Source organism: Vibrio sp. 99K-1, from assembly GCF_013114585.1.
GTDB lineage: Bacteria > Pseudomonadota > Gammaproteobacteria > Enterobacterales > Vibrionaceae > Vibrio > Vibrio chagasii_B.
Map to the genome: position 1 here is coordinate 21,022 of NZ_VTXF01000024.1, position 23,597 is coordinate 44,618.

Annotated in this window: 16 protein-coding genes; 6 read left to right on the forward strand and 10 right to left on the reverse strand. The window is 44.0% G+C overall.

Annotation, left to right across the window (positions count from 1 at the left end):
- Nucleotides 1–148: 148 nt before the first annotated feature.
- From F0228_RS18280 to F0228_RS18315, 8 genes are all read right to left on the reverse strand, one after another.
- A complete protein-coding gene (locus tag F0228_RS18280; protein ID WP_171731747.1) occupies nt 149–928 on the reverse strand; it encodes a winged helix-turn-helix domain-containing protein in 780 nt (259 codons plus the stop codon).
- Nucleotides 929–1,262: 334 nt separating this feature from the next.
- Entirely contained in the window at nt 1,263–2,897 is a 1,635-nt protein-coding gene (locus F0228_RS18285; protein WP_171731748.1) for a carboxylesterase family protein, read from the reverse strand.
- Between the two features lie 90 nt (nt 2,898–2,987).
- On the reverse strand, nt 2,988–5,585 hold the full coding sequence (locus F0228_RS18290) for a hypothetical protein (protein ID WP_105057205.1): 2,598 nt from the start codon (nt 5,583–5,585) through the stop codon (nt 2,988–2,990).
- A 342-nt stretch (nt 5,586–5,927) separates the two neighbouring features.
- Entirely contained in the window at nt 5,928–6,593 is a 666-nt protein-coding gene (locus F0228_RS18295) for a hypothetical protein (RefSeq protein ID WP_253820312.1), read from the reverse strand.
- Nucleotides 6,594–6,887: 294 nt separating this feature from the next.
- Nucleotides 6,888–7,814 (reverse strand): hypothetical protein, encoded by a 927-nt coding sequence (locus F0228_RS18300; RefSeq protein ID WP_105057206.1) that lies wholly within the window; start codon nt 7,812–7,814, stop codon nt 6,888–6,890.
- Between the two features lie 73 nt (nt 7,815–7,887).
- A complete protein-coding gene (locus F0228_RS18305; RefSeq protein ID WP_171762603.1) occupies nt 7,888–8,619 on the reverse strand; it encodes a hypothetical protein in 732 nt (243 codons plus the stop codon).
- Nucleotides 8,620–8,669: 50 nt separating this feature from the next.
- Nucleotides 8,670–10,916, reverse strand: coding sequence for an inverse autotransporter beta domain-containing protein (locus F0228_RS18310; RefSeq protein WP_171762604.1), 2,247 nt, complete (start codon nt 10,914–10,916; stop codon nt 8,670–8,672).
- 395 nt (nt 10,917–11,311) lie between these two features.
- Entirely contained in the window at nt 11,312–14,482 is a 3,171-nt protein-coding gene (locus tag F0228_RS18315; protein WP_171762605.1) for an HD domain-containing phosphohydrolase, read from the reverse strand.
- 499 nt (nt 14,483–14,981) lie between these two features.
- Here F0228_RS18315 and F0228_RS18320 point away from each other — a divergent pair, with 499 nt between their 5' ends.
- From F0228_RS18320 to F0228_RS18340, 5 genes are all read left to right on the forward strand, one after another.
- Nucleotides 14,982–15,953: a tripartite tricarboxylate transporter substrate binding protein gene (locus tag F0228_RS18320; RefSeq protein ID WP_171731752.1), complete on the forward strand. Its 972-nt coding sequence runs from the start codon at nt 14,982–14,984 to the stop codon at nt 15,951–15,953.
- A 241-nt stretch (nt 15,954–16,194) separates the two neighbouring features.
- Nucleotides 16,195–16,695 carry a tripartite tricarboxylate transporter TctB family protein gene (locus F0228_RS18325; protein WP_065677028.1) on the forward strand — a complete coding sequence of 167 codons (501 nt, stop codon included), beginning with the start codon at nt 16,195–16,197 and terminating at the stop codon, nt 16,693–16,695.
- Between the two features lie 10 nt (nt 16,696–16,705).
- Nucleotides 16,706–18,226, forward strand: coding sequence for a tripartite tricarboxylate transporter permease (locus F0228_RS18330; protein ID WP_061033486.1), 1,521 nt, complete (start codon nt 16,706–16,708; stop codon nt 18,224–18,226).
- Nucleotides 18,227–18,417: 191 nt separating this feature from the next.
- A complete protein-coding gene (locus F0228_RS18335; protein ID WP_171762606.1) occupies nt 18,418–19,176 on the forward strand; it encodes a sulfite exporter TauE/SafE family protein in 759 nt (252 codons plus the stop codon).
- Nucleotides 19,177–19,399: 223 nt separating this feature from the next.
- Nucleotides 19,400–19,591, forward strand: coding sequence for a hypothetical protein (locus F0228_RS18340; protein WP_061033488.1), 192 nt, complete (start codon nt 19,400–19,402; stop codon nt 19,589–19,591).
- Between the two features lie 152 nt (nt 19,592–19,743).
- On the opposite strand, the gene F0228_RS18345 is transcribed toward F0228_RS18340, so the two are convergent.
- Complete coding sequence (locus F0228_RS18345) at nt 19,744–20,157, reverse strand: VF530 family DNA-binding protein (RefSeq protein ID WP_061033489.1); 414 nt, start codon at nt 20,155–20,157, stop codon at nt 19,744–19,746.
- A gap of 400 nt (nt 20,158–20,557) precedes the next feature.
- Here F0228_RS18345 and F0228_RS18350 point away from each other — a divergent pair, with 400 nt between their 5' ends.
- Complete coding sequence (locus tag F0228_RS18350) at nt 20,558–21,706, forward strand: HD domain-containing phosphohydrolase (RefSeq protein WP_239961626.1); 1,149 nt, start codon at nt 20,558–20,560, stop codon at nt 21,704–21,706.
- Nucleotides 21,707–22,129: 423 nt separating this feature from the next.
- On the opposite strand, the gene gnd is transcribed toward F0228_RS18350, so the two are convergent.
- A complete protein-coding gene (gnd, locus tag F0228_RS18355) occupies nt 22,130–23,578 on the reverse strand; it encodes a decarboxylating NADP(+)-dependent phosphogluconate dehydrogenase (RefSeq protein ID WP_017069357.1) in 1,449 nt (482 codons plus the stop codon).
- Nucleotides 23,579–23,597: the final 19 nt, after the last annotated feature.

Below are 23,597 nucleotides of genomic sequence, written 5' to 3' on the forward strand. Positions count from 1 at the left end.
TGTCTTGAGTTTGAGCCCGTTCTTTCTTTCAACGTACTGTTTATAGTTGTAGACAAAGCTTAAGTTGTGACGATTCTGATGCGTATAATGCCTAATAAAAGAAAAAAGCATAAAAACTAAACTTAACAGAAAGAAAAAGTGATACTTATTAAAATTTTTCAAGGATATTTTTAATTTTTTCATTTTGAGAGTGAACTGAGATTATATAGTTATTGGCATAAGAGTTTTGCGATACATCTTCTAACGCATAGGCGAAGTAAACCTTCTTACCTTCAACTTGATAAAATAGCGTCATATCGGTATTCAGTTGACTAATAAGGTTCAATAATAGCTTAGGCGCAGTATGATCCCTTAAAGTGATCAGGTTGATATTATTACCAGCCCGACTCTCCAAGACCTTTAAATGGTAATCTGATGATATAAACGAATCTTTCATATATGGTGAGATCTGGGATAAACCTGAGTAAGCATAATCCTGGTACAAAAAATAACCACCAACAGCAAGATTTAAGCTAATAAAGAGCGTTAAAATAGGTTTTGCCTTGGTTGATATCTTGCTTGTAATCTCCTGATATAAGGGCTCGCTCTTTTCAATTTCTGGCTCTTCTGAGTCCAGGCTTATCAGTGCGTTATCGATAAACACATTCAGTTTAGTGCTTATGCTGTAACCAACACCACGGAATGCCGTAATTTCAACGTTCGCCTCTAGATCATAAAAGGCCTTTCTCAAAAGCGAAATACTTCGTTTTATCGACCCCTCAGTCACCACCTTGTTCTTCCAAACTGTATCTAATATGGTCGACTTTTCGACCATTTCTCCTTGCTTTTCCAATAAAAGAATAGCTAATTTAAACTCGTTATTATTGAGCAGTAATTCCTTTTCTCGATAAGTTATTTTATTTTTCCCACTATCAAATTCTACATTCATTGATAGAAAAACCTCATTAAAGCATCTAGATTCATAAAATCACATCGATTGTAATCACAGATCAATTATACCTAGTAAGCAACTTGATAAACACAGTCGCCCAATCAGAATTGAAATGAATCCTAGAAAGGATTTAATTACCCCATATCACTACGCAAAAATAGAGGAAAAACGTTTACTATTTGACCTGAAATTTATTTGATTTACTAAGAAAATAAAAAAGCCACAGTTTTATACATAAACTGTGGCTTTTTGATTGATACCTAACCATTTAACTAACAAATAATTTAGAATAATAGTGGTCAGGGTTCTGGTTTATGCTTGTGTATTAAGGTTACAAAGCCATCACTTGGTTTACTTGTTCACATAAGCTGGCATTAAGCGTGTTGTCCCAATCATTTTCCGTAACAAACTCACCGTTAGTGTTAAAGACCGTCACATTGTCTTTTTCTAAAACGTATGGTGTGAATGTCGAGGTTTGTAACCACTGTGACATAAGATCATCTTTAACAGACTTATCCTTATTAGAAAATTCAGCAGGTCCAGATACTGCATTCACCTCATTACCGAAAATAAAAGAAAGCTCTGCACCATGACATGAGCTCTCAGATGGCTTACACGTTTTGGCAAAGCTCTGTACGTAGTAGTCGGGCCACAGGCTAAAGTCAGGTTGATAGTTGAACTGGTATAGCGCCGCATTCGAACCACCTGCAGCCAAGTTTTGCGCAACCTGTTGAGATGAACAAGCAAACAGCACTTGATTCATTAGTTTGCGGGCATTGGCTTTACGCTTTGCTGCGGTACTATTCCAGAAGCTTAATTTGAACTCTGGAATCTCACGTAGCATAGAACCCTTATCTGCACCGAAAAACAGATCGATCAGTGAATTATAACTGCCTGGTAAATCAAGAAGCGCATCAAACGGCGCAACAAAGATATTCGACTCATCTTGGTTGAAACCCAGCGTCACATCAACACCATTTACCGATTTTAGTTCACTCGGCTGATACGGGATAATCTCTCCATCGACATAAGGTGCCCAAGATAACAGACCGGCCGTTTTAGGGGTAATACTGGTCAAGCTGTTCAGCTGCGTTGCTACAGCTTTCATTTGAACTTGAACATCCACGATCTCTTCAAAAGGCACGCTAGTAATGTCTTTGTCCTTTCCAAGCTTATCTTGAACAATACCCGCTACCCATTTCGCTGACTCGGCATCTTTGTACTTAACGCCATATGGATTACTTTCCATGATGGCACGTTGGTACAGGTGAGAGTTTTGTTGCTCATCCATTAATTGGATGCCAATCGACATCGCACCTGCACTTTCACCAAACAAAGTAATGTTGTCGGCATCGCCACCAAAACTATCAATATTGGCATGAATCCACTGCAACGCCGCCTTCTGGTCTTGGATACCGTAGTTACCAGAGTGTTGTTCACTGTAGTAGCTACCAAGAATACCCAAACGGTAATTCATGCTAACTAGAATAAAGGGGTTGCCCTCATCTGCATTTTTAGCAACAAGCTTCGCGCCATCAAACTGCTTAACTGTACTAGAGCCTAGCTCAAATGCACCGCCATGAATGAACACATAAACGGGAAGCTTTTCACCTAGCTCAACCCCAGATGGGCGCCAAACGTTCGCATTTAAACAGTCTTCACTTTGTGTTTCTTGTACTACGCCGTTCGCTTCCATTGTGTGAGGTATTTGCGGGCAGATATCCCCTGCAGAAGTCACATCATAATGAACGCCAGCTTCAAAGTGACTAAGCTTGGGGGCCTGAAAGCGTTCTGCTGAAGCATATTTTACGCCCATAAACGCATCGACTTGTGATGAATAGCCCACCGGCGAATGCGCTAGGCCTTGTAGTGTCGCCCCTTCAATATCCACGCTTGGTGCTGCAATGGCTTGGTTGCTTAACGCTAGAACGGCGCTTGCAATCGAGATTGATAATGTATTTTTCATCGGTTTACTCAAAAATAGAGAATCAGTGTTATTCGTAAAAATCAAAAAAGGAGCAAGGTTTGTCACCTTGCTCCATATGCTTACAAACTATTATTCAGGAGCGACTGTCCAAGCGTTGTAACCTTTCTTCGTCTCAGTGAAATCAAGATTTGGTCGGCCCATTCCCGCTTCACACTTCGTTTCATTCGCTGGCAAAGAGAAGAATGCATTGTGTGGGTTAAACTCTGGGAAGAAACGATACACTTGGTCGAAAGCGACCGGCATATTCATTAAGCGGTTATCGACCATTCTGGTTGTGCCCGCGCGAACCAGTTCCCAACGCTCATTCCAGTTAACACGAACATACGCGTCGTAATCTGAGTTGTTGGTCGCCGTCAGCTGGATACGGCTCCAGTAATTAAAAAATGAACCACCCGTTTGGCATCTCATGGTTAAATCTACTGGCACAGTTTGTGGTCGGTTCGCTTCATTCTGAATACCGAAACGAGAAACAAACATGTATTGATTTGGTGTGCCTTTGTCACCATTTTTTGGATAGATGATAAGCTCATCTTTAACTGTCCAATCAACACCGCCACCACTTCGGTCAAAAATACGTCCATCTTCAACCGAAGTAATCGTCATCTCAGACGTATTTCCCGAAGCAATGATGGATTCTTCTAGGTGTTGATCAGATTGCGCTTGGAAAGAAAACAACTGAGATTTACCACTATCGACACTGCATCGTTCACTAGTAACTTTGTTACCTCTCACTGTTAAGCAATCATCAGGGGCTGCAATAGGATCCATCGAGCGAATTTGAAAAACATTCGTTGGGTGGTTTATGGTACCTAATGCAGCAGGCAGAAACTTAAACAGTACGTTTCCATCGGTATCTTCGCCAACTGGCATAGAAGTATCACAGTCTTTGAAAGAAAATTGACCATACGTATTTGTCAGACATTGAACGCTTCCGTCGCTAGAGAAATTGAGAATACGCTTACCTCGATCACCGATAGCAATATTGAAGCGTTTTGACTTCACCTTACCAACCCCTTGTACACGGTAATGTGCGACGAGATCCAGTGGTAATACTACGTTAGCAAAGCGAGGAAGATATTTTGCGTATTCGCCGCCTAAATTCGCAGCAGCATCTGCGATAGAATCATTGAGTGTCGCAACATCAAGGTAGAATTGGCCCTCTTCAGAGAACTCAGAAGCATTCGCCAAAATAGTGCTATTGATTGTCTGCTCGACCAGTTTCAATGCTTCTTCAGCTAAGCTAGGTAGTTCAGGTACATACACCTTCACAAGCTCAACTAACGGGTATTCGGCTGTCCAAGTTACACTTTCCAAACCTGAAATGGCACTGTGATCCAGTGTATCCAATGACAATTGAATCCCCGTATCACGGATTTCTCGGCTGCCATTACGGCTGCCTTTGTTGGTAATATTTGTTACCGCGCCATTAATGTATGCGTTGCCGTAAAACACATCGTTCGTTGCATCTGCATCGGCAAGCACAATTTGGCTGGCATCAGTGTTGTACGTCACAACCGTAGAAACGTTGTTCCAAGTAAACGTCTGTTTGCCTGTGGTTTGAAGATCGAACGCGACGTCGTTTGTTACGTGGCCACCTTGTAACGTTTTAGTTTGGGTGCCCGCTTGGATGCTTTGTCGATTGTCATCATCTTGCCATACATTAAGACCCGTCAGTTTTACACCGCTACCGTTGGCAATAAAGTCACACGACTCCGGGGTGTTTTGTGTCAACACACAGGTACTGTCTGGGTTGTTAGAATCGACAATACGCATTGGCGATGCACTCAAGTAAGCGCCTTGGCCTGTCATTGTGGTGCGGCCTTGCGGATCAACAAAAGAAACCGGTGTGTCATTGTCGTTCAGCTTATAACCCAGCGATACACTGTAGAACGCCGCTGAATCCCAACCTTGCGAAGGAATAACCTGACCCGTGATGGTGTTGTGACCACTGTTGATGCTTTGGCTTTGGCCTGATAGCGTTACCCACTCTGTTGTGGTGTTGTCTTCGCCAGTACCGACCGTTTTTTCCAGCAGCACTCGAATAGGTTGGTTAGCAAAACTGTTTGTGCTGCCATTAACTAAATCAAAGTCTAACGTGACATTGATTGGCGTTTGGGTCGCTAGCCACATTTTGCCGTCTCGGGTCAGGTTTTCACCTTTTGCCGGTGCAAATGTCGCGGATGCGTTTTCAATTTCAGGCGCATCAGGGATCAAATCGTCCATGATAAGGTCGCCGCCCCACATTCTGCGCACGCCATCGGCCACCCACAGTTCTATCTGAACACCGGTGCTGTGGTAACCAGACTCAGGAAGCAAACAAGACCACTGGTTGTTGCCTAAGCTCGAACAAGTAGAATTGTGATTATCAGAACCATGAATCACCACCTTAGATGGGGCTTGCTCTTGGTACCACTCACCCTGCGGGAACGATACCGGCGTGGTGAGTAAGACCTTTTGATTTGGCTCTAGAGTAAGCCCTTCCGGTTTAAAATTAGCCACACAATATGGACTGGCACCATGTGGGTTGAAATCTAAACACTTCAGGTGAGGGTCAATATTGTCCGCGCCATATTCGTTAGCAATGTTCTGAGAGTGTTGAGCAGCATGGGCTACTGAAATGCTGGCTAAGCTGGTTAGCAGCGCCGCATAAATAGGAGAAAATTTCATTAAGATTTCAGTCTCTTCGTTTGAAAATAACAGTATTTAAATGGAGATAAAGGCCTTTAAAACCTCAACCGCTTCGAGCTCGTTAGCAACGAATGCCATTGAATACGGTCAGCCAAATGGCCGTTGTTGGAAGTCACAGCCAAAAGCAAGCAACCTTTAAAGACAGGCCAAGCTTGTGCTTGATTTGGCGTGAAATACAGTGAATTACCGTTAGTTTAGGTTTTATGAGTTTTTTTTAGAGCTTGTTAATTCAATGAGTTAGCAGAAGTGAGCCCGCTTCGTAGAAAGCGGGCTCACTCAGTGAAAGAATCGCCAGTGTTATGGCTTAAGAAGCGCAGGCACCTAGTCACTTTGCAACGCGCAGGTGTGTAAAATGTCCAGAATCAGAGCATTTTCATCGATGGTGTCTTGGTAAGGGATGGTCGGTAGCCCTTCCAGCGCTAAGTGCAGCTTTTCTGCGGTATAACGGTAGCTATCAAACCCCTGATGTTTCCATAATTCAATCGAGGCAATTGCACGGTCAATACACGCCTCCATAGGTACCGGCTCCACTAAATCATCGACGGTCAGTTCACCGCCCCACATTCTGCGCACGCCATCGGCCACCCACATCTCAACTTCCATACCCGTGCTGTAGAAATCAGACTCAGGAAGCACACAAGACCACTGGTTGTTGCCTAAGCTCGAACAAGTGGAATTGTGAGCATCAGAGCCAATAATCACCACCTTTGATGGGGCTTGCTCTTGGTACCACTCACCCTGCGGGAACGATACCGGCGTGGTAATCAATACCTTTTGATTTGGCTCTAGAGTAAGCCCTTCCGGTTTAAAATTAGCCACACAGAATTGACTGGCACCATGTGGGTTGAAATCTAAACACTGACGGTGAGGGTCAATATTGGCTGCGCCATAGCCTTCCGCAATGTTTTGAGAGTGTTGAGCAGCATTAGCTGCTGAAATGCTGGCTAAGCTGGTGAGCAATGCCGCGTAAATAGGAGAAAATTTCATGGTTGTTGGTCTCTTGGTGGTTAAATAAAAAGGTAAAAAGGTAAAAAGGTTAAAAGGCACAAGTCGGCCTGCTCTAGGAGCTATAGAAGCTAGCGCGTTGAATCGTGATTTTATAGGTACTGAGGCAGTGGAATATAAAGGCGAGAACAAACCTGCCATCCCACACTAGAGTAATATCCACAGCTGATTGGTATAAAAACAGCTGGTGGTAGTCACTGAAGGCAAGCATCTATTTGCCCTCAGTGCTCGTTAGTTGAAAAAGCATCACCAACTGATTGGGTTATGTCTCGATGGTTAGCGATCAAACTGTTGGCAATTGACCATACTCTTTCTTCTGTCTTGGTCACTGCCCGCCATCGTAAATTGGAATTGAAGGTTACTGATGGTGATTTCAGGGTTTGCCTCGGGATAAGGCAAAGCCAAGTTGCTGTCTGTCGTTTGATATATCACTAGCCCAAAACTAGGGGGAATCGGTTGCTTGGTCAGCGTAATCGGTATCGGGTTATTACCATCGTATGAGAAGTTAACAACCAGCGTTTCGGGGAGCTTTTTGTCTTGAAATTTTGGAGTCGATGGGCTGAACTTGACGGTTGCCTCACTTACCAATTCTTCCTTTTCTACCACCCCTGGCAAAAAATCAAACGCCAGCGTCGGAAAGCTCAACCGATATTGCCTGCTTCCGGATAGATTTAAATCAATATTGTCGTACGCAAGGTTCATAAAATCGACAGTTTGTGCTTCGTAACAGATGCCTTTGGTGCCATCTGGTGGGTACTCGAGTGCCACAGGTAACGGTTCACTTTCAAAAGTGCGCGTTGCTTCTGGGTAGCCCTTGTCAACCTTGCCGCTGTATGTCACGGTCAGAGGCTTAAAGCCCACGCCTTTATCAAACACCTTATCAATGTCCGATGGGTTGATGGTCAGAGTTGGCGAACTCGCAAAACACTCTCCCTGATCATTACACCACTGGTAGGTTTTTGAATCAGCAATGACCTCATCGCCATCGGGATCGAGATCTTGAATAGGACGAACGGAAATAGGGCCAGTGCCGATGGTGTTGTTCTCACTCGGTGCGACATTCCATTCAGGCATATCAGTTGGGTAACCGTGGCCTGAAATGGCTGGCGTGTGGTTAGAGCAAACTTGGTTTTCAGGGCATTCTGCCATCGCTGACCAAGAACAGCATAAAGCCAAAATAGTGATGATGGATTGACGTATCATGGTTGTACCCCTATCGAGAGAAAGCGGGCTGAAAACAGCCCGCTTGGTTAGTGGTTAAAGCAATCTCAAAGGATTAACGTAGTGAAGCACGCGTAATTGGTTCTTCGTTCATAGACGCAGTGATCGTGTAACCTTGTGCCTCTTTCGGTAATACGAATGTTAGGTCATTACCGGCGTCAACCAGCGCCGCTTGAATCGCAGCTTCAGCATCGCCTTTCGGGTAAAGGCCAGCTGTGTCTGTTTCATTTTCTGTCAGTGTGAACGTCACATCTGCTTTAGCCAGGTCAACAACCGCACCGTCATCCGCGTGTACCGTCAGAGTTTGACCCACTTCAGCTGTACCGCTGATGGTAAGAGCCGTCTTCGCACCAACCGTGAAGCTGTTCGAAGTCATTTCATTAGACACAAGCGTTGTTGATGGGTAGCCGTATTGAGTATGAACTTGCCACACTAGGTTTAATTCTTTGTTTTTGAGTTCATTGTAATTTTCGAATGTTAGAACGCCGCTGTTCAATTTACTGATCTCAGCTTTATCAACTTTTGCGTATTTTTTGCCACTCGCATCTTCTAGCCAGTACGTCACATTCGTGATGTCATCTTCGTCTTGGTCTTCAAGAGTCGGGGCATCGAATTCGACTTCAATATCCGCAGGTGTCCATAAAATATCAGTTGTCGTCACCGCAGGAGCCGTTACTGTTGGTTTGTGGCCTTGTACAGGTGCAGTGGCAACGCTGTCGATAGCCCAAGCTGCTGTTGCTGTAAAACCACCCATAAGTAGGCCGATAGTGATCATTGATTTTTTCATTGTCTTTCCTTTCTGAACGAAAACGTTCATGTTTTATTGTTAGTTATGAATTACTTGTTGTTTGTCGCCGACTTTGAATCCGACGTTTTTTTCTTTGTCACTTGGACTTTGAACTGGAACCCTTGGTCTTCGCCTTTCAACACATACTTTTGCTGATTGGCGTTCGCCACCTTGGTGAATTCGTTTTGAGTATCATGCTCTCTTCGGAACCATTGGAACGAGTATTGAGAAAGGTCTAAGACCGCCGCTTCATCTTCGAACACATAAGCCGTGATGGCTTCTGTCGTGAATAGGTCTTCATCTAGATGGTGCCCTTCATGAAACAGGTCAACACGATAGACACTGCCCTTTAACCACTCGATATTGCCTTGCTTTGCGTCTTGTTCGTTCTGATCGTAAATTGCTGTTACCGTAACGGATTGCGCCACATGACTCAGTAAAACCAGCTCAGCAATGCCTTCTTCATTGGTGACGGTTTGGTAAACGAAGTTCGCTTGGTTCGGTTCTAGCTCTAACGTCTCACCATCCAACGTCAAAGATGTTAAGTCTTCAGCGGTGATTTGATAGGTCACCGGGATATCGGCAACGGCTTTGCTCAATAAGGCACTCGCAACGATGCTTTCACCCGCGGTCGCGGTTTCTGGTTCAAACGAAATTGACTCAAGAAACTTACTGTCAGTGACCGTAATCGACATGGTGTTAGACTCTTTAACTTGGCCGCTTTTTAGCTTGTATCGAACCTTGAGCGACAGTGTATTGTTGCCGTCATAGCTGTAGCTTGGCGCGGTAAATAAAGGTACCGAAGCACTCTGACTGTCCAGATACGAATTAGCAGTACCTAACCAGGTGTAAGAGACGATGTCAGGCCCCCCTTTCACCTCCATCCACTCCGCTAATGACTGCTGAGAGTTTTCTGCAACCACCACCGATTCAGGCAGACGAATACTGATCTCTGCGTATTTCTGTTTGTATTCCAAAACAATGTTATGGTCACGTTCAACAAAGTCCGTTAAACGGTCTTGTTTTGGTAATGAGCTTTGGAAAACTTCACGGCGCTCAGGCTCGTAAAAACCGCCAAGAGACAAGGTATAGTTAACACCAGCTATCCACTGTTCACTTGCCCCTTCCTCGTTTTGGTATCCCAACGAGAACGCCAGCTCTTTGGTCGGTTTAAACTCGGTATTTAACTCGAAACGCAACGGGTTTTTGGTCGGGTTACTGCCATCGCGATGTTCTACGTATCGACCAAGGTATTGACCCGCTGTACCACTCAACTTCCAGCGTGTATCCATCGGCAGATAGCTTTCTAGCGTGAGATCCCAACCCTTCGCAGGCTTTTCAACAAGGCTGTTCATCCCTTCATACTCGTCCGGCGAATCTTTCCAATTCGACAGAGGAAAGTAGAAGTTGGAGCTCATGTTTCCGTAACCCACCCCGTACTCAACACCTAAGCTCATTCTTCGGTGATAGCGCTGGTGGTCATAATCTATAAAGGTGTTTACCCCGTAGTACTCATCTTCAGCGAGTTGACGATAACCCGTACCAATGTGCGAAAAGTCTCGGCCATGGAAGTCGTCTTGGTTAAACACCGCACCCGCTTGAATAAACCACAAAGATTTATTGTCGGCTTGCCAAAAAGGGAACAGGCTTTCAACCTGATCAACTTGCCATTTGCTGCCTTTCGCTAAAGAGACGCCTAAATCAAACTGCGCGCCACCAAAAGCTTCAGATAACCAGTCTTCTGTTTCACTCACACCAGCAGCCACTAAACGAGATGGTACTTGCTCTTGGTAGGCGCGAATGTTGCCCTGTTCAGACTGCTGTTGAGCAACAGTCACGATTTCAGAAGTCATGGGAGCAACATAAGAGCTAACTTCGTTAAGCTTGTTCTCGTCCAACGCTAGGTTTGGCAACGAAGCACTATCTAGCCCCTTGCGGGCCTGATATTGGTGATCGGTCAATTCAGCAATAAGTGGCTCTACCGTTTTCCACTCCGCATCACTGTATGGACCACACTGAAGCTCGTCCTTCCCTAGCTCAACCTCACGACAATAGGTGCTCATGCTAGTAATGATATTTAGCAGCGCTTCATCGACTTGATAAGCTGAAAACGTAACAAAGGTATTTTTTACCGTCGCTTGCTCATTGCTAACTTGCACGTTGTTAGCTTGTACGGTTGAAGCTACCTCTACGGGTTTTAGTTGGTTCCCCTCTAATGGGTTTGCATAACATGCTAGGCTCACAGCCAAACTACATGGCAGTAAGAACACAGCATTAATGGTTCTTGGCTTAAACATGACAAAATGGATTCTTCAAAAATTTTTCAGAATCTTAATCAAGAAAACTCGAATTACCGCGTAATTCACCGTGAAAGATGAAAAGTGCTTAAATTCAATAAGTTGGAAGGTGAAATGAGGACTAAAAGGCGTGTAATTTAGAAGTTTTTTAGTTTTTTATTGATGAAATTACCAAGTGAGCTCCTTATTAATCTGGGTTACCAAGCGATAAATTGTTACTTCAAAAAATGAGATTTTTTTTCATCTTGTTTTTCTGCGAACTTCTTGACACATAGTGATATTGCATAGAAAAAGCGCACCAATTGAGTGCGCTTTTGAACCCTGCCAAGTTAAAGGTTAACCGCGTATTCACCTAATTTGCATCGAGTAGTGAAGCACCTTTTAACTTAGATGTATTAAGCCGCTGCACTTTTCTGGAGATATTTCGATACGTCGACGCTGTCTATTTGCTCTGGCTTCAAGTACGTTTCAGCGTATCGAATGTGGGTCCCACTCGTTAGGAACAGCCTAAACAGTTCTATGTCGATATGTTCATCCAAAGCCATTTTGTGCATGATGTCGATGGCAACGCTGATTGGCTTCGCTTTCTTATAAGGTCTATCAGCAGCGGTCAGCGCCTCAAAAATGTCCGATATAACTAGGATACGCTCTGGAATAGAAAGGTCTTCGGCAGTCAGCTTTCTTGGATAGCCTGTACCTTTTAGCGTTTCATGGTGAGTCGACGCATAGCGCGGCACTCGTCTAAGTTCTTTCGGGAATGGCAGGCTTTCAAGCATTTTGATGGTACCTATCATATGCTCATTGATTTTGAATCGATCTTCGGCCGTTAAAGTGCCACGAGCAATACACAGGTTGTAGACCTCACCGAGATTATATAGATGTTCAGGTACATCCATTTTTATCTGATGCTTTGGATCAAACTCTAATGGTCGGTCTCGTTTGACTATGTGTTCTGGTCTATCACTTAAAAGCTGCTCTATAACGGGTAAGCTTGAGCTAGGAACCCGATTCATCGCCTCTATTGGCGATAAACCCAATTGATCATCAAAGTTACGCGTCCAAGTCGTTTCAGCTATCAAGCGAATACGAGCAACTTTGTCATCACTCATGAATTCACCACCAACATTAGACGTCGCGATAAACTCAAAATCATCTTGTAGCTTCTGTTGCGCTTCAGCCAACTCTGTTTGGATTTGTTTGTTCGCTAGCTTGCCTTCAAGCTGTTTCGTTAATGCTATTATTTCAGCATCACGCCACAATACCTCAAATCGAGTTCTCACCTCGTGAATTCGGTTGTAGTTGGCCTCAAGCTTCGTACCTTTATCGACGATGTGTTCCGGCGTTGTTATTTTTCCGCAGTCATGCAACCAAGCCGCAATTCTGAATTCACGACGTTCATCATCATTTTCAAACTCAAAATCTTTGAAATGATCGGACTGTGATTTCTCAGCTGCATCAGCCAACATCAAGCCGAGTTCTGGTACACGATTACAGTGCCCTGCCGTATAAGCGGATTTATCATCGATAGCTTGGGCGATAAGCTTGATAAACGACTCCACAAACGCCTCTTGTGTCTGTTCATGCTGCTTAATCTCTGCCGCCATGCCTTTCACTGCCACAGACAGCTCCCATACTTCTTTGATTCGAGTGTCAACAAGCTCGACACTATCATAATCACGCATCTTGATCTTATGAGTCTCCTCCTCTAATTGACGAATAGGACGCACTATCGGTGCACCAAAACCCCAAGCAATAGGCAACGTCAAACTCATCAGTAACATCGTTATACCAACAGAGGTTGCTAGACGTTTATTGACTGTACTAAAGATTTCAGATTCGGGAATCAATACCGCAAAATATTCAGAGTAGTGTTCGCCCGTGTCTATTTTCTTTAAATAGAGATGCTTAATCTCACCATTCAACTCTACCCTTACCATACTGCCTTCAACCGTTGCTTCCTTAGTCAAATCATAAAGTTCAGTATAAGGAACAGTCGTATTCGTATTAAAGCCGGTATCATGCAGCCACTTTTTTGCTAAGGCATCAAGTTGTTCACCACTTAACTTGCTGATAGCTTGATCAATAATTGGAAGCAATTGTTTATGCTTGCTCTGCAGCACCAAATGGAATTGATTTGAGTAGTTCTGTTTTAGATCTTCTAGAGTCCCATTGACAACAAGGCCTGGCTGGAAAAACCTATCTAATGCAAACGAGAGTACGGGTTCAGCTTCTAAGAAAGCAAAGTTCTCTTCGCTTTCAATTGAATTAAATGCAGACTCTAGGTTTTCAAATTCAACTAAATCAATGTTCGGAAAGTCCTCTCTTAACTTAGGAATAATTGACCACCCAGATAAAATGGCAACTTTTTTACCCTCAAGCTCGGCATAATTAGTGACAACCTTCGCACCGCCCCTTGTCACGACAGAAAATGGCAATTCATAAATTGGAGTCGTGTATAGGCCATCTATGCCATTATTTTTATAATTTTGAACCGATTGCAGGCCATCAATACTTCCTTCTTGAAACTTACTGACAAGCTCGCCCCAAGAGAAACCATTAACAAATTCAAACCTGATCCCTGTCATCTCACCAATCATGTTAAGAAGGTCTATCGCATAGCCGTTTGGCTTTCCCGCCACTGAAAAGTCCATCGGCCCCCAATCATTTTGATTAGACACTAACAGCGGAGGGGTATCGTTAACCAAGGTTTGTTGTTCAGACGATAGCATCAATGTGGATACATCAAACTCCAATTCCTGATTGTTAACCTTGAGGTTAGACGCAATAATATTACCCGATTTCGAATATAAGAAAGACTCAACCTTACTGTCTTCTGCTAAACCAAGCGCCGTACCTGAGAGTTTGCTAGCCAAAGAAGACAACACAATATCAATACCAATCACATGTTGAACTTCAGATTCGATTTTCGCATCAAACGCTAAAGAATAAGTTTGCCCGGTAATTTGTAAATGCTGAAAAAGATATGGCTGAGTTTTTTCGACCGACTGAACATTGGCAGAAACATACCAAGGCCTGGTCGTTGGAAAGTAGTTGCTCTGCTCCGTAGTTGAGTCTCTTAGCGTAAACTCCTGGTCAAAATATTTCGTCGTACGGACGCGCTCCTCCCCTCTATTATGAATCTCAACCACAACCCAACGGTCCGTTTGTTGTGCACCGATTTTCTCTCTAACGACAGGGGCAGATTCTAGGTTAATAATTTGGAAGAAATTTTCATCGGATGAGCCAATGTAAATACTATAAAAGATAGGGTTATCTTTAATGGCTTCAGAAAGAATACTACGCGACTCTTCTTTCGATATTTTGTTACTGATAGATCGTATCACTGTAGCAAGTAAACGCGCGGTGTTGGCTGCGTCAGAGTCAATCGCGCCGATATAATCACTCAGGTCATGAGATACCATCGTCAACTTTGACAGAGTATTCTCCGTCGCCATTTTTTTACTGAAGTAGTATTGAAGAGAGACCGCAACCACAGCCGTTAGCACAGTCGCGAGTATGAACATTGTTCCAACGGTAAAGCGTAACGAAATTTTTTTTAATGCCATTATTTCATCCTTGAATAATCGCCAACTAAAAAGTTAACAGCCTAGCGCAATCAATACCAATTAAGTTGCATATCAACTATAGTAACTCATTATTCCACATCTAAAATCTAACACCTCTATACACCTGACTCTTTTGCAGAAATAGTTATCGTAGTCACATCTAACAATATAGACCAACAACCAATGCACTCGAGTAGAAAACGCTAGTTAAATCCAACCTTTGTCAATGAATTCAATCATTCTGAGACAATAACTACGATTTTAGAATCCAGATATCATTCAACAGTAAATGGACAAAAACACGTCACCGTGAACTTTATGAACTTTATTCACCCAATGTTCTTTATCCTCAATATCGCCGCATTGAAGACATTTTGTTAACACACCGTTAACTTTAACTTCATCTGCTTAGCAACACCCAAAAGTGATGTTTAGCAGCTAGATATAAAACATAAGTTTCTCTCCATTGAAGAGATCCCCTACATAAGGAACGTGAACCATGTTCAAGGCACTGAAACCTACTCTTGCGGCTTCTATTATCGCAGCAACCTTTTCTTTCAACACTTTTGCTGCAGACGTAGAAAAAATCCACTTCCTAATCCCTGGCGGCGCTGGTGGCGGTTGGGATATGACTGCGCGTGGTACTGGTGATGTACTAGTGAAATCAGACATCGTAGAAAATGTCTCTTTCCAAAACCTATCTGGTGGTGGCGGCGGTAAAGCAATTGCTCACCTAATTGAAACGGCACAACGTCAAGAAGACACATTAATGGTGAACTCTACCCCTATCGTTGTTCGCTCACTAACAGGTATCTTCCCTCAATCTTTCCGCGACCTAACACCGGTTGCTGCAACGATTGCTGACTATGGTGCGATCGTTGCGTCTGCGGATTCTAAATACAACACTTGGGAAGACGTAGTAAAAGAGTTCGAAAGTAACCCTCGTAAAGTAAAAATCGCTGGTGGCTCTGCGCGAGGCAGCATGGATCACCTAGTAGTTGCAGCGGCATTTAAAGGCGAAGGGTTTGATGCTAAGAAAGTTCGTTACATCGCCTATGATGCTGGTGGTAAAGCGATGGCAGCACTACTTTCAGGTGAAACGCAACTGCTATCAACCGGCCTTGGTGAAGTGCTAGAGATGTCTAAATCTGGACAAGTAAAAGTACTGGCAGTAACAGCTCCGAAACGTCTTGAAGCAGCGCCTAATATCCCAACACTAACTGAGTACGGCAACGAAACTGTATTTGCCAACTGGCGTGGCTTCTTCGCGGCTCCAAACACAAGCCAAGCGAAAATCGATGAGTGGAACGAAGCGTTAGGCAAAATGTACAAGACCGATGAGTGGCAAGTGGTTCGCGACCGTAACGGTTGGATCGACAACTACAAAGCAGACCAAGACTTCTACGCCTTCTTAGAAGATCAAGAAAAACAGATGGGCGACCTAATGCGTGAGCTAGGGTTCTTGAAGTAACCAATAACGATAGAGGGTCATAGTGCCCTCTTACTCTTTCCTTGTTTCGCCGTACATGAGTTTACTAAAACTCCTTTGTTTATTCGTAACGTATTACCAAAGCTTGCCGATTCGTTGTAGACGCAAGTGGCTAAAGCAGCACTGTAATTCGCTCACTTTTGGTTAGTGATCCCAGACATTCTTCATTAACTCGCTCATGTACGGCTTTTTTACTTTCTATACACCCCAAATGGAGTTGGATATGTCGGACTTACCAACCAAATTTCTGAGTAAGGAATCTTTGCTTTCGAAGGATCGCATCGGAGCCATGATCTTTATGCTGGCGTGCTTGTGCTACGGCTACCAAACCACGCTGATTCCTTTGTTTCCCGGTGACGAGTACGAACCCTTCACAGCAAGAACCTTACCTACCCTGTTGACGTTTATCGGCATTGGCCTTTCATTGATCCTGCTAATAACAGGACAACCGGATAAGAAAGTCACATGCGACGCAACGCCGCTGAACTGGAAACTGCTGATTGGCTTCTTGGTGTTAATGGCACTGTACGGTGTTGGGCTGACTTATCTTGGCTTTGTTTTAGCAACCAGCTTCTTCTTACTTGCAGGCTTTTACCTGTTGGGTGAGCGTCGTAAAGCGGTTTTATTTGGCGCGTCGTTCCCTTTCGTTATCGCGTTCTTTCTTTTATTAACTCAAGGCTTAGATATCTACCTAGAGCCTGGTTTAATCTTCACTCTTTGGTAGGGATAACATTATGTTAGACGGAATTTTACAAGGACTTTCGACCGCTGTGATGCCAATGAACATCATGATGGTAATTGTGGGGTGTTTCGTTGGCACCTTCATCGGTATGCTTCCGGGGTTAGGTCCAATTTCAGCAATCGCGTTGATGATCCCTATTACATACGGCCTAGACCCTTCTTCTGGCCTAATCTTGATGGCAGGTGTTTACTACGGCGCGGTATTTGGCGGCTCGACATCATCAATCCTAATCAATGCACCGGGCTGTTCTTCTACGGTTGTAACCGCTTTCGATGGCTACCCAATGGCGCAAAAAGGTCAAGCAGGTAAAGCACTAGCCCTTGCTGCATACTCTTCTTTTACTGGCGGTACGCTTTCAGCGATCATGCTTTTGATTGCAGCTCCGGCGCTAGCAAGCGTGTCACTGAGCTTCCAGTCTTCAGACTACTTTGCACTGATGCTATTGGGTCTCTCTGCTGTAGCAGCGTTTGCTGGCCCGGGTCAGGTTATCAAAGCCTGGATGATGACTATCTTAGGCTTGATGCTATCAACCGTAGGTATCGACAAGGGTGTTGGTGTCGAGCGTTTCACATTTGGCCTAACAGACTTAATGGACGGTTTTAGCTTCCTACTACTGGCGATGGCAACCTTTGCTCTGGGCGAAACCTTAATGGGCATTCTTAAACCAGAAAAAGACACCAGTGCTGAAGAAAGCCAAAAGATGTCTGATATCGGCAGCATGAAAGTGACCAAAGAAGAGATCAAAGAAGTGGCTCCAGTTTCAATTCGCTCTTCAATCCTTGGCTTTTTTACTGGCGTACTTCCGGGTGCTGGCGCGACCATCGCCGCTTTCCTTAGCTATGGTATGGAACGTAGCCTTGCACCAAAAGACAAACAGAAAGAGTTTGGTAAAGGCAGCATTCGTGGTCTTGTTGCTCCAGAATCGGCAAACAACGCAGCATCAAGTGGTTCATTCGTTCCTCTACTGACGCTGGGTATCCCGGGCTCTGGTACCACCGCTATCATGCTAGGTGCATTAATCGCTTATGGAATTCAACCTGGCCCTCGTCTATTTGTCGAGCACCCGGATGTATTCTGGTCGGTAATCATCTCTATGTACTTCGGTAACATCGTACTGGTTATCTTGAACCTACCGCTTATCCCGTACATCTCTAAACTGCTGGCTGTACCGAGAACCGTATTACTACCAATGATTTTGTTCTTCTCAATCACAGGTGTTTACTTGGTCTCTTTCAACACCATGGATGTATTTGTAATGTTGATTATTGCGATGGCTGCCATTGCGTTGAGGTTGGCTAACTTCCCTCTAGCGCCGCTACTGCTTGGCTTTATCTTAGGTGGTTTGATGGAAGAAAATCTAAGACGTGCGCTGATGATCAGCGATGGTGAACTAAGCTTCCTGTGGGAGCGCCCTATCACGATGACATTCACTATCCTTGCGGTATTGGTTCTATCTAGCCCGATTCTAGTGAAACTATTTAAAAGCTTTAGAGCAAAACCAGTGGAAGTTTAAAGCTCTACCAAGTCAATTAAACCTCAACGAAAGGAGCCATTGGCTCCTTTTTTCATTTCGACTTTCAATACGAACCAGCAGTTAAAGATGGTAGCAAACTCACAAACTAGCACCTTCAACACGCTCAGCTCTGATATTTTTAACAAAATAAAGTAAGGTAACCAGTCATTTAACGCATTGGACTCAAAACTATGGATTGGTTGATTCTATTTCTCTCAGGCGTGATTGGCGGTGTGCTTAACTCTATTGCAGGAGGCGGAAGCTTTATCACCTTCCCTGCCTTATTATTTGCTGGTGTTCCACCAATAGCCGCAAACGCGACCAATACCTTTGCATCATGTGCAGGCTACATCAGTGGCGCTTATGCACTGCGTCATGAGATCCAATCGGGTACCAAGCAGCTAAAGCTTACCATCGCTTTGTGCGTACTAGGTGGTGGTCTTGGTGCTTTCTTGTTATTACACACACCCGAAGCTTTATTTACTCAGTCCGTACCTTGGTTACTGCTTTTTGCAGCGTTGCTTTTCACTTTTGGCGGAACACTAAACAAATGGCTTAAGCGCGCCACAGAAAAACACAAACACGCCACCAGCGCTGGGGCTTTTTTTTCAGCACTATTACTACTCGTTGTGTGTATCTACGGCGGCTATTTCAACGCAGGATTAGGCATAGTGACATTAAGCTATTTAGCTCTTGCTGGTTACACCAATATCAATGTAATGAATGGGATCAAACTGCTGGTTTCAGCTTGTGCCTCGCTTGCAGCAATTGTGTTTTTTAACGTCAATGGGTCGATTGATTGGCCCTCTGGCATGGCGGTTTTAATGGGGACATTGGTTGGTGGCTATTACTCAGCGAAGATCTCTCGCCGCATTCCACAACAATATGTTCGAAACACAGTGATCATTGCGAGTTTTCTAATCACTGCCTACTTCTTTTACGCCAGTTAAACGCGGAATTTTTGTTACTCACGCAAGAGTGACTATCTACACAACGTTACTCTCGAACTAGCCAGACCGCTATTCTATTGCTTATATAATAGCCAGATTGGAATGTGTGAATACCGTCATCGAATTAGTAAATTTGATATTAATTTAGGCTATTTTTTAGCCTTTATTATGAACAAAGTGGGATAATTCTCCTGTCGAAAATGAGACTTCATTAGGAGGCGTTATGAACATTAAACTCGGTCATGTCATGTCATCAAGTCGACTCATTTGCTTTGTCGCTTTTCTTGCTGCCACATTCGCGTGGATCCTAAAAATGCCCGCTCTGTTTTCTGTGTCAGCGCTCTTCTTACTGGTCAGCGCTATCGTTTATGTCGCCGATCTTTGGAAGAACCAAAAGAGAAATCGCGAAGCTTAAGGCTCAATAGCACTAACCTGAACACACGAAAAAAGGAGCGCTTAGGCTCCTTTTGTATTTTGTAATAATCACTTTAGTTAGCTGCTCTATCCAGCGATAGGCTTTTTAACGAGTCATTATTGGCTTCGCTTTATTTAACGGCGTCGTTTTTATTAACGACGAAAGTTACGACCGTTGCCGCCACGACGAGCTTTAAAAGCAGAAGCTGCTTTAGCTTGTGAAGCTTGAATCGACTCTACCGTTAACTCCATTGGTTCACGAGGCTCTAAACCATGTCGGAACGTTCTTGAGCGAGGTGGCATCTGGTATTCAATGTCTGACGCTTTGGGCATACGCTTAAAACGGTAAAGGTAGAAGTTTTCAACCTTTTCACGAGCCCACTCAGTCTTCTTAAGGTATTTAACAGCACTTGCGATAGTTGGCTTAGTGTTAAAGCAGTTCATGCGCATTGCTGCATCCAAAATTTCCCAACCATAGTGATCCACTAGCTCAGTGATCATGGTTTCAAGCTTTAAGCCGTGTAGCGGGTTATTTTGTTGCAGTTCAATTCTTTCTTCTTCAGTCATAACATTACCTTTTTCAAGGCAGCTCGCCACCTTGAATATACGCTAGAACACCATCATCAATGACCGCTTCTAGCTCAATCACTTAGGCATTATGTCCATTGCCTTTCTTTATGCCTTTATGATGGCATAAAGCATGTCAGTTATCCTATTTATCTTTTCATTTAATTTAAAAACCTTCATCAACCATCCTAGGCATAACCTCATAGTTGGTCATTAATTGGTTGTAACACCACCTATGTGCAAGTTAACAGAATTAATGAGAACACACTGAAATAACCATTTATTTACTATTGTTATTATCTTTTATCCGCACGCAGTGCTATGGTTTATTCGAGACTAATGAAACAAAAATACTAATAAGAAACAATGATATAACTATAATTAAAGGTTGGCTTGTAACATGTTTGACTACTCCCAGATCAACAGAGTAGCGGCTCAAGATAAGGACATTATCGCCATTGTTAATGACCTTTTTCGGCTAGCTCGCGAACATTACCCCATATTATCTCGGCTTTCGGTCATACTTTGCAGTGACAATAAGGCTTCCGATTACTTTGTCGCAGACGCCCTTAGTAAAGAGGCTGAGCATCGACACATCGAGCAGGAAATCAAACCAGAATCGGCACTTTCTCGATTAGCTGAATCCCTCGATATTCGAATCATCAACGATCTAACTTCGGTTCACCAAACCAGACAGGTTTCCAACCTCATTAAACTTGGACATCGAAGCAGCTATACCACGCCCATTCAATACCAAGAACACAGCCTTGGCTTTGTATTTATTAACGCATCATCAACCAACTTCTTTGATGAAACATTAGTTCAAAGCGATGCCGCCTATCTCGCTCAAGTTATTTCGAGTTTGTTCATTCAACTGTTTGAACGACAGCGACATTTTCAATCTTCGTTGGCCATCGCACTCAATATTGGACATGCTCGTGATCCTGAGACCAAAGAACATTTGATTCGAATGGGTAAATACAGCGAACAGTTGGCTCGTACCTTGTCACACAGTAACGCTGACATCACTAATCAGTTCATTCATCGTATTCGGCTTTACGCACCATTCCACGACATCGGCAAATACAGGATTCCCGATAAAATTCTATTTAGTACAGAGCGATTCACTGATAAGCAAAGAGCGATAATGAACAATCACACTTTGTATGGTGAAGAAATGATCAATGATGTAGTCTCACTCTCCCATTATAATTCGATGTGTTCTGACGAAATACAATTCCTTAAGAATATCGTGCGTCATCACCATGAAAGGTTTGACGGTACAGGCTTACCGGATGCCTTAAGTGAGCAGTCCATACCACTAGAAGCGAGAATCGTAACCTTAGCGGATGTGTTCGATGCGCTAATGAGCAAAAGAGCTTATAAGCGGGCTTGGTCAATCAGTGAAGTGATGGATTATATTGAATCAAATAATGGCTCGATGTTTGACCCGCAATGCGTCAAAGCTCTGAAGCAAAATCTCGATTACTTCCTGTCAATTAGAAAGCAATATAACGACGACATTCAACCGCAAGCCATGACAGCTTAGTTAGGGCGTGTTGTTCTTTCGAGCTGGTTTTTGCAGCGAGTTACTGGGTATTTATACAAGGCAGAGGCTTTGACGTGTAGCTAGCCTACATGAGAAGCCGATAACGCAGTAGAAATGACCAGCAAACGCTGCCGAAGGGTTCGAGCTGGGCGCCCCCGCAAAAAGCGTGTTACTCTTTGTTGAGGGAGATTTGCTTAGAATGACTAGGCTACTTCCCCCTCGCCGCGATTAAAACGCTTTTATCCCGAACAAAATTTAACCACGAAAGATCAACACGCCCTAGTACTTAACCTGCAAGATCTCAATCTAATATCAAGCGTTAACTAAACTACAGCCAACAAAAAAGGATGCCAATTGGCATCCTTTTGATTTTTTGCTTTCACCTTTAAGAGCGTCGGAACTCTTAACAGCTTCTCACTACGATTATACGTCGTAAGTTGTAGAAGCAGTGTCGCCGCCTGTACCAGTCCAGTTTGTGTGGAAGAATTCACCACGTGGACGGTCAGTACGCTCGTAAGTGTGAGCACCGAAGTAGTCACGTTGAGCTTGAAGCAGGTTAGCTGGTAGACGTGCAGTTGTGTAGCCGTCTAGGAAAGATAGCGCAGAAATCGTACATGGCATTGGAATACCAGACTCTAGAGATTTCGCTGCTACTTTACGCCATGCCGCTAGGCTGCTTTGTAGGATGTTTTTGAAGTACTCGTCAGAACCTAGGAACGCGATGTCTGGGTTTGCTTCGTACGCATCACGGATGTTGCCTAGGAATGCAGAACGGATGATACAACCACCACGCCACATTAGTGCTACGTTACCGTAGTTTAGATCCCAACCGTTCTCGTTAGACGCTTCGCGCATTAGCATGAAGCCTTGAGCGTAAGAGATGATCTTAGAAGCTAGTAGAGCTTGACGTAGTGCATCAACCCACTCTTGCTTGTCGCCTTCAACTGGAGTGATTGTCTTACCGAATAGAGTTTCAGCTTCAACACGTTGATCTTTCAGTGCAGATAGACAACGAGAGAATACAGACTCAGAGATAAGAGTTAGAGGAATACCTAGGTCTAGTGCGTTGATACCTGTCCACTTACCCGTACCTTTTTGGCCTGCAGTGTCTAGGATCTTTTCAACTAGAGCTTCACCGTCTTCATCTTTGTAGCCAAGGATGTCTGCAGTGATTTCAACTAGGTAGCTGTCTAGCTCAGTCTTGTTCCAGTCAGCGAATACTGCTTGCATCTCGTCAGCAGACATACCTAGGCCATCTTTCATGAACTGGTAAGCTTCAGTAATAAGCTGCATGTCACCGTATTCGATGCCGTTGTGTACCATCTTAACGAAGTGACCAGCACCGTCGTTACCAACCCAGTCACAACAAGGCTCGCCAGCGTCAGTTTTTGCAGAGATGCCTTGGAAGATTGGTTTAACCGCTTCCCAAGCTTCAGCCGCGCCGCCTGGCATGATTGAAGGACCGAAACGAGCACCTTCTTCACCACCAGATACACCAGTACCGATGAAGTGGATACCTTTCTCACGACAATGCGCTACACGACGGTTAGTGTCTGGGTAGTTAGTGTTACCACCATCAATGATGATGTCGCCTTCGTCTAGAAGTGGGATTAGGTTTTCGATGAACGTGTCTACAACGTCACCAGCACGAACCATAAGCATCACTTTACGTGGTGCTTCTAACTTCTCAACTAGCTCTTCTAGAGAGTAAGCACCAACAATGTTAGTACCTTTAGCTGGGCCTTCTAGGAACTCGTCTACTTTCGCAGCAGTACGGTTATGAGCCACAACTTTGAAGCCGTGGTCGTTCATGTTTAGGATAAGGTTCTGACCCATTACTGCTAGGCCAATTACACCGATATCACCTTTCATTATTTATATCTCCTTGCGG

Excerpts from the sequence above, each read along its gene's own strand:
- F0228_RS18340 (WP_061033488.1), top strand. The coding sequence starts at position 19,400 with ATGAACATTAAACTCGGTCATGTCATGTCATCAAGTCGACTCATTTGC.
- F0228_RS18330 (WP_061033486.1), top strand. The coding sequence starts at position 16,706 with ATGTTAGACGGAATTTTACAAGGACTTTCGACCGCTGTGATGCCAATG.
- F0228_RS18300 (WP_105057206.1), bottom strand. The coding sequence starts at position 7,814 with ATGATACGTCAATCCATCATCACTATTTTGGCTTTATGCTGTTCTTGG.
- F0228_RS18335 (WP_171762606.1), top strand. The coding sequence starts at position 18,418 with ATGGATTGGTTGATTCTATTTCTCTCAGGCGTGATTGGCGGTGTGCTT.
- F0228_RS18315 (WP_171762605.1), bottom strand. The coding sequence starts at position 14,482 with ATGGCATTAAAAAAAATTTCGTTACGCTTTACCGTTGGAACAATGTTC.
- F0228_RS18345 (WP_061033489.1), bottom strand. The coding sequence starts at position 20,157 with ATGACTGAAGAAGAAAGAATTGAACTGCAACAAAATAACCCGCTACAC.
- F0228_RS18350 (WP_239961626.1), top strand. The coding sequence starts at position 20,558 with ATGTTTGACTACTCCCAGATCAACAGAGTAGCGGCTCAAGATAAGGAC.
- F0228_RS18310 (WP_171762604.1), bottom strand. The coding sequence starts at position 10,916 with ATGTTTAAGCCAAGAACCATTAATGCTGTGTTCTTACTGCCATGTAGT.
- F0228_RS18290 (WP_105057205.1), bottom strand. The coding sequence starts at position 5,585 with ATGAAATTTTCTCCTATTTATGCGGCGCTGCTAACCAGCTTAGCCAGC.
- F0228_RS18280 (WP_171731747.1), bottom strand. The coding sequence starts at position 928 with ATGAATGTAGAATTTGATAGTGGGAAAAATAAAATAACTTATCGAGAA.
- gnd (WP_017069357.1), bottom strand. The coding sequence starts at position 23,578 with ATGAAAGGTGATATCGGTGTAATTGGCCTAGCAGTAATGGGTCAGAAC.
- F0228_RS18325 (WP_065677028.1), top strand. The coding sequence starts at position 16,195 with ATGTCGGACTTACCAACCAAATTTCTGAGTAAGGAATCTTTGCTTTCG.
- F0228_RS18285 (WP_171731748.1), bottom strand. The coding sequence starts at position 2,897 with ATGAAAAATACATTATCAATCTCGATTGCAAGCGCCGTTCTAGCGTTA.
- F0228_RS18305 (WP_171762603.1), bottom strand. The coding sequence starts at position 8,619 with ATGAAAAAATCAATGATCACTATCGGCCTACTTATGGGTGGTTTTACA.
- F0228_RS18295 (WP_253820312.1), bottom strand. The coding sequence starts at position 6,593 with ATGAAATTTTCTCCTATTTACGCGGCATTGCTCACCAGCTTAGCCAGC.
- F0228_RS18320 (WP_171731752.1), top strand. The coding sequence starts at position 14,982 with ATGTTCAAGGCACTGAAACCTACTCTTGCGGCTTCTATTATCGCAGCA.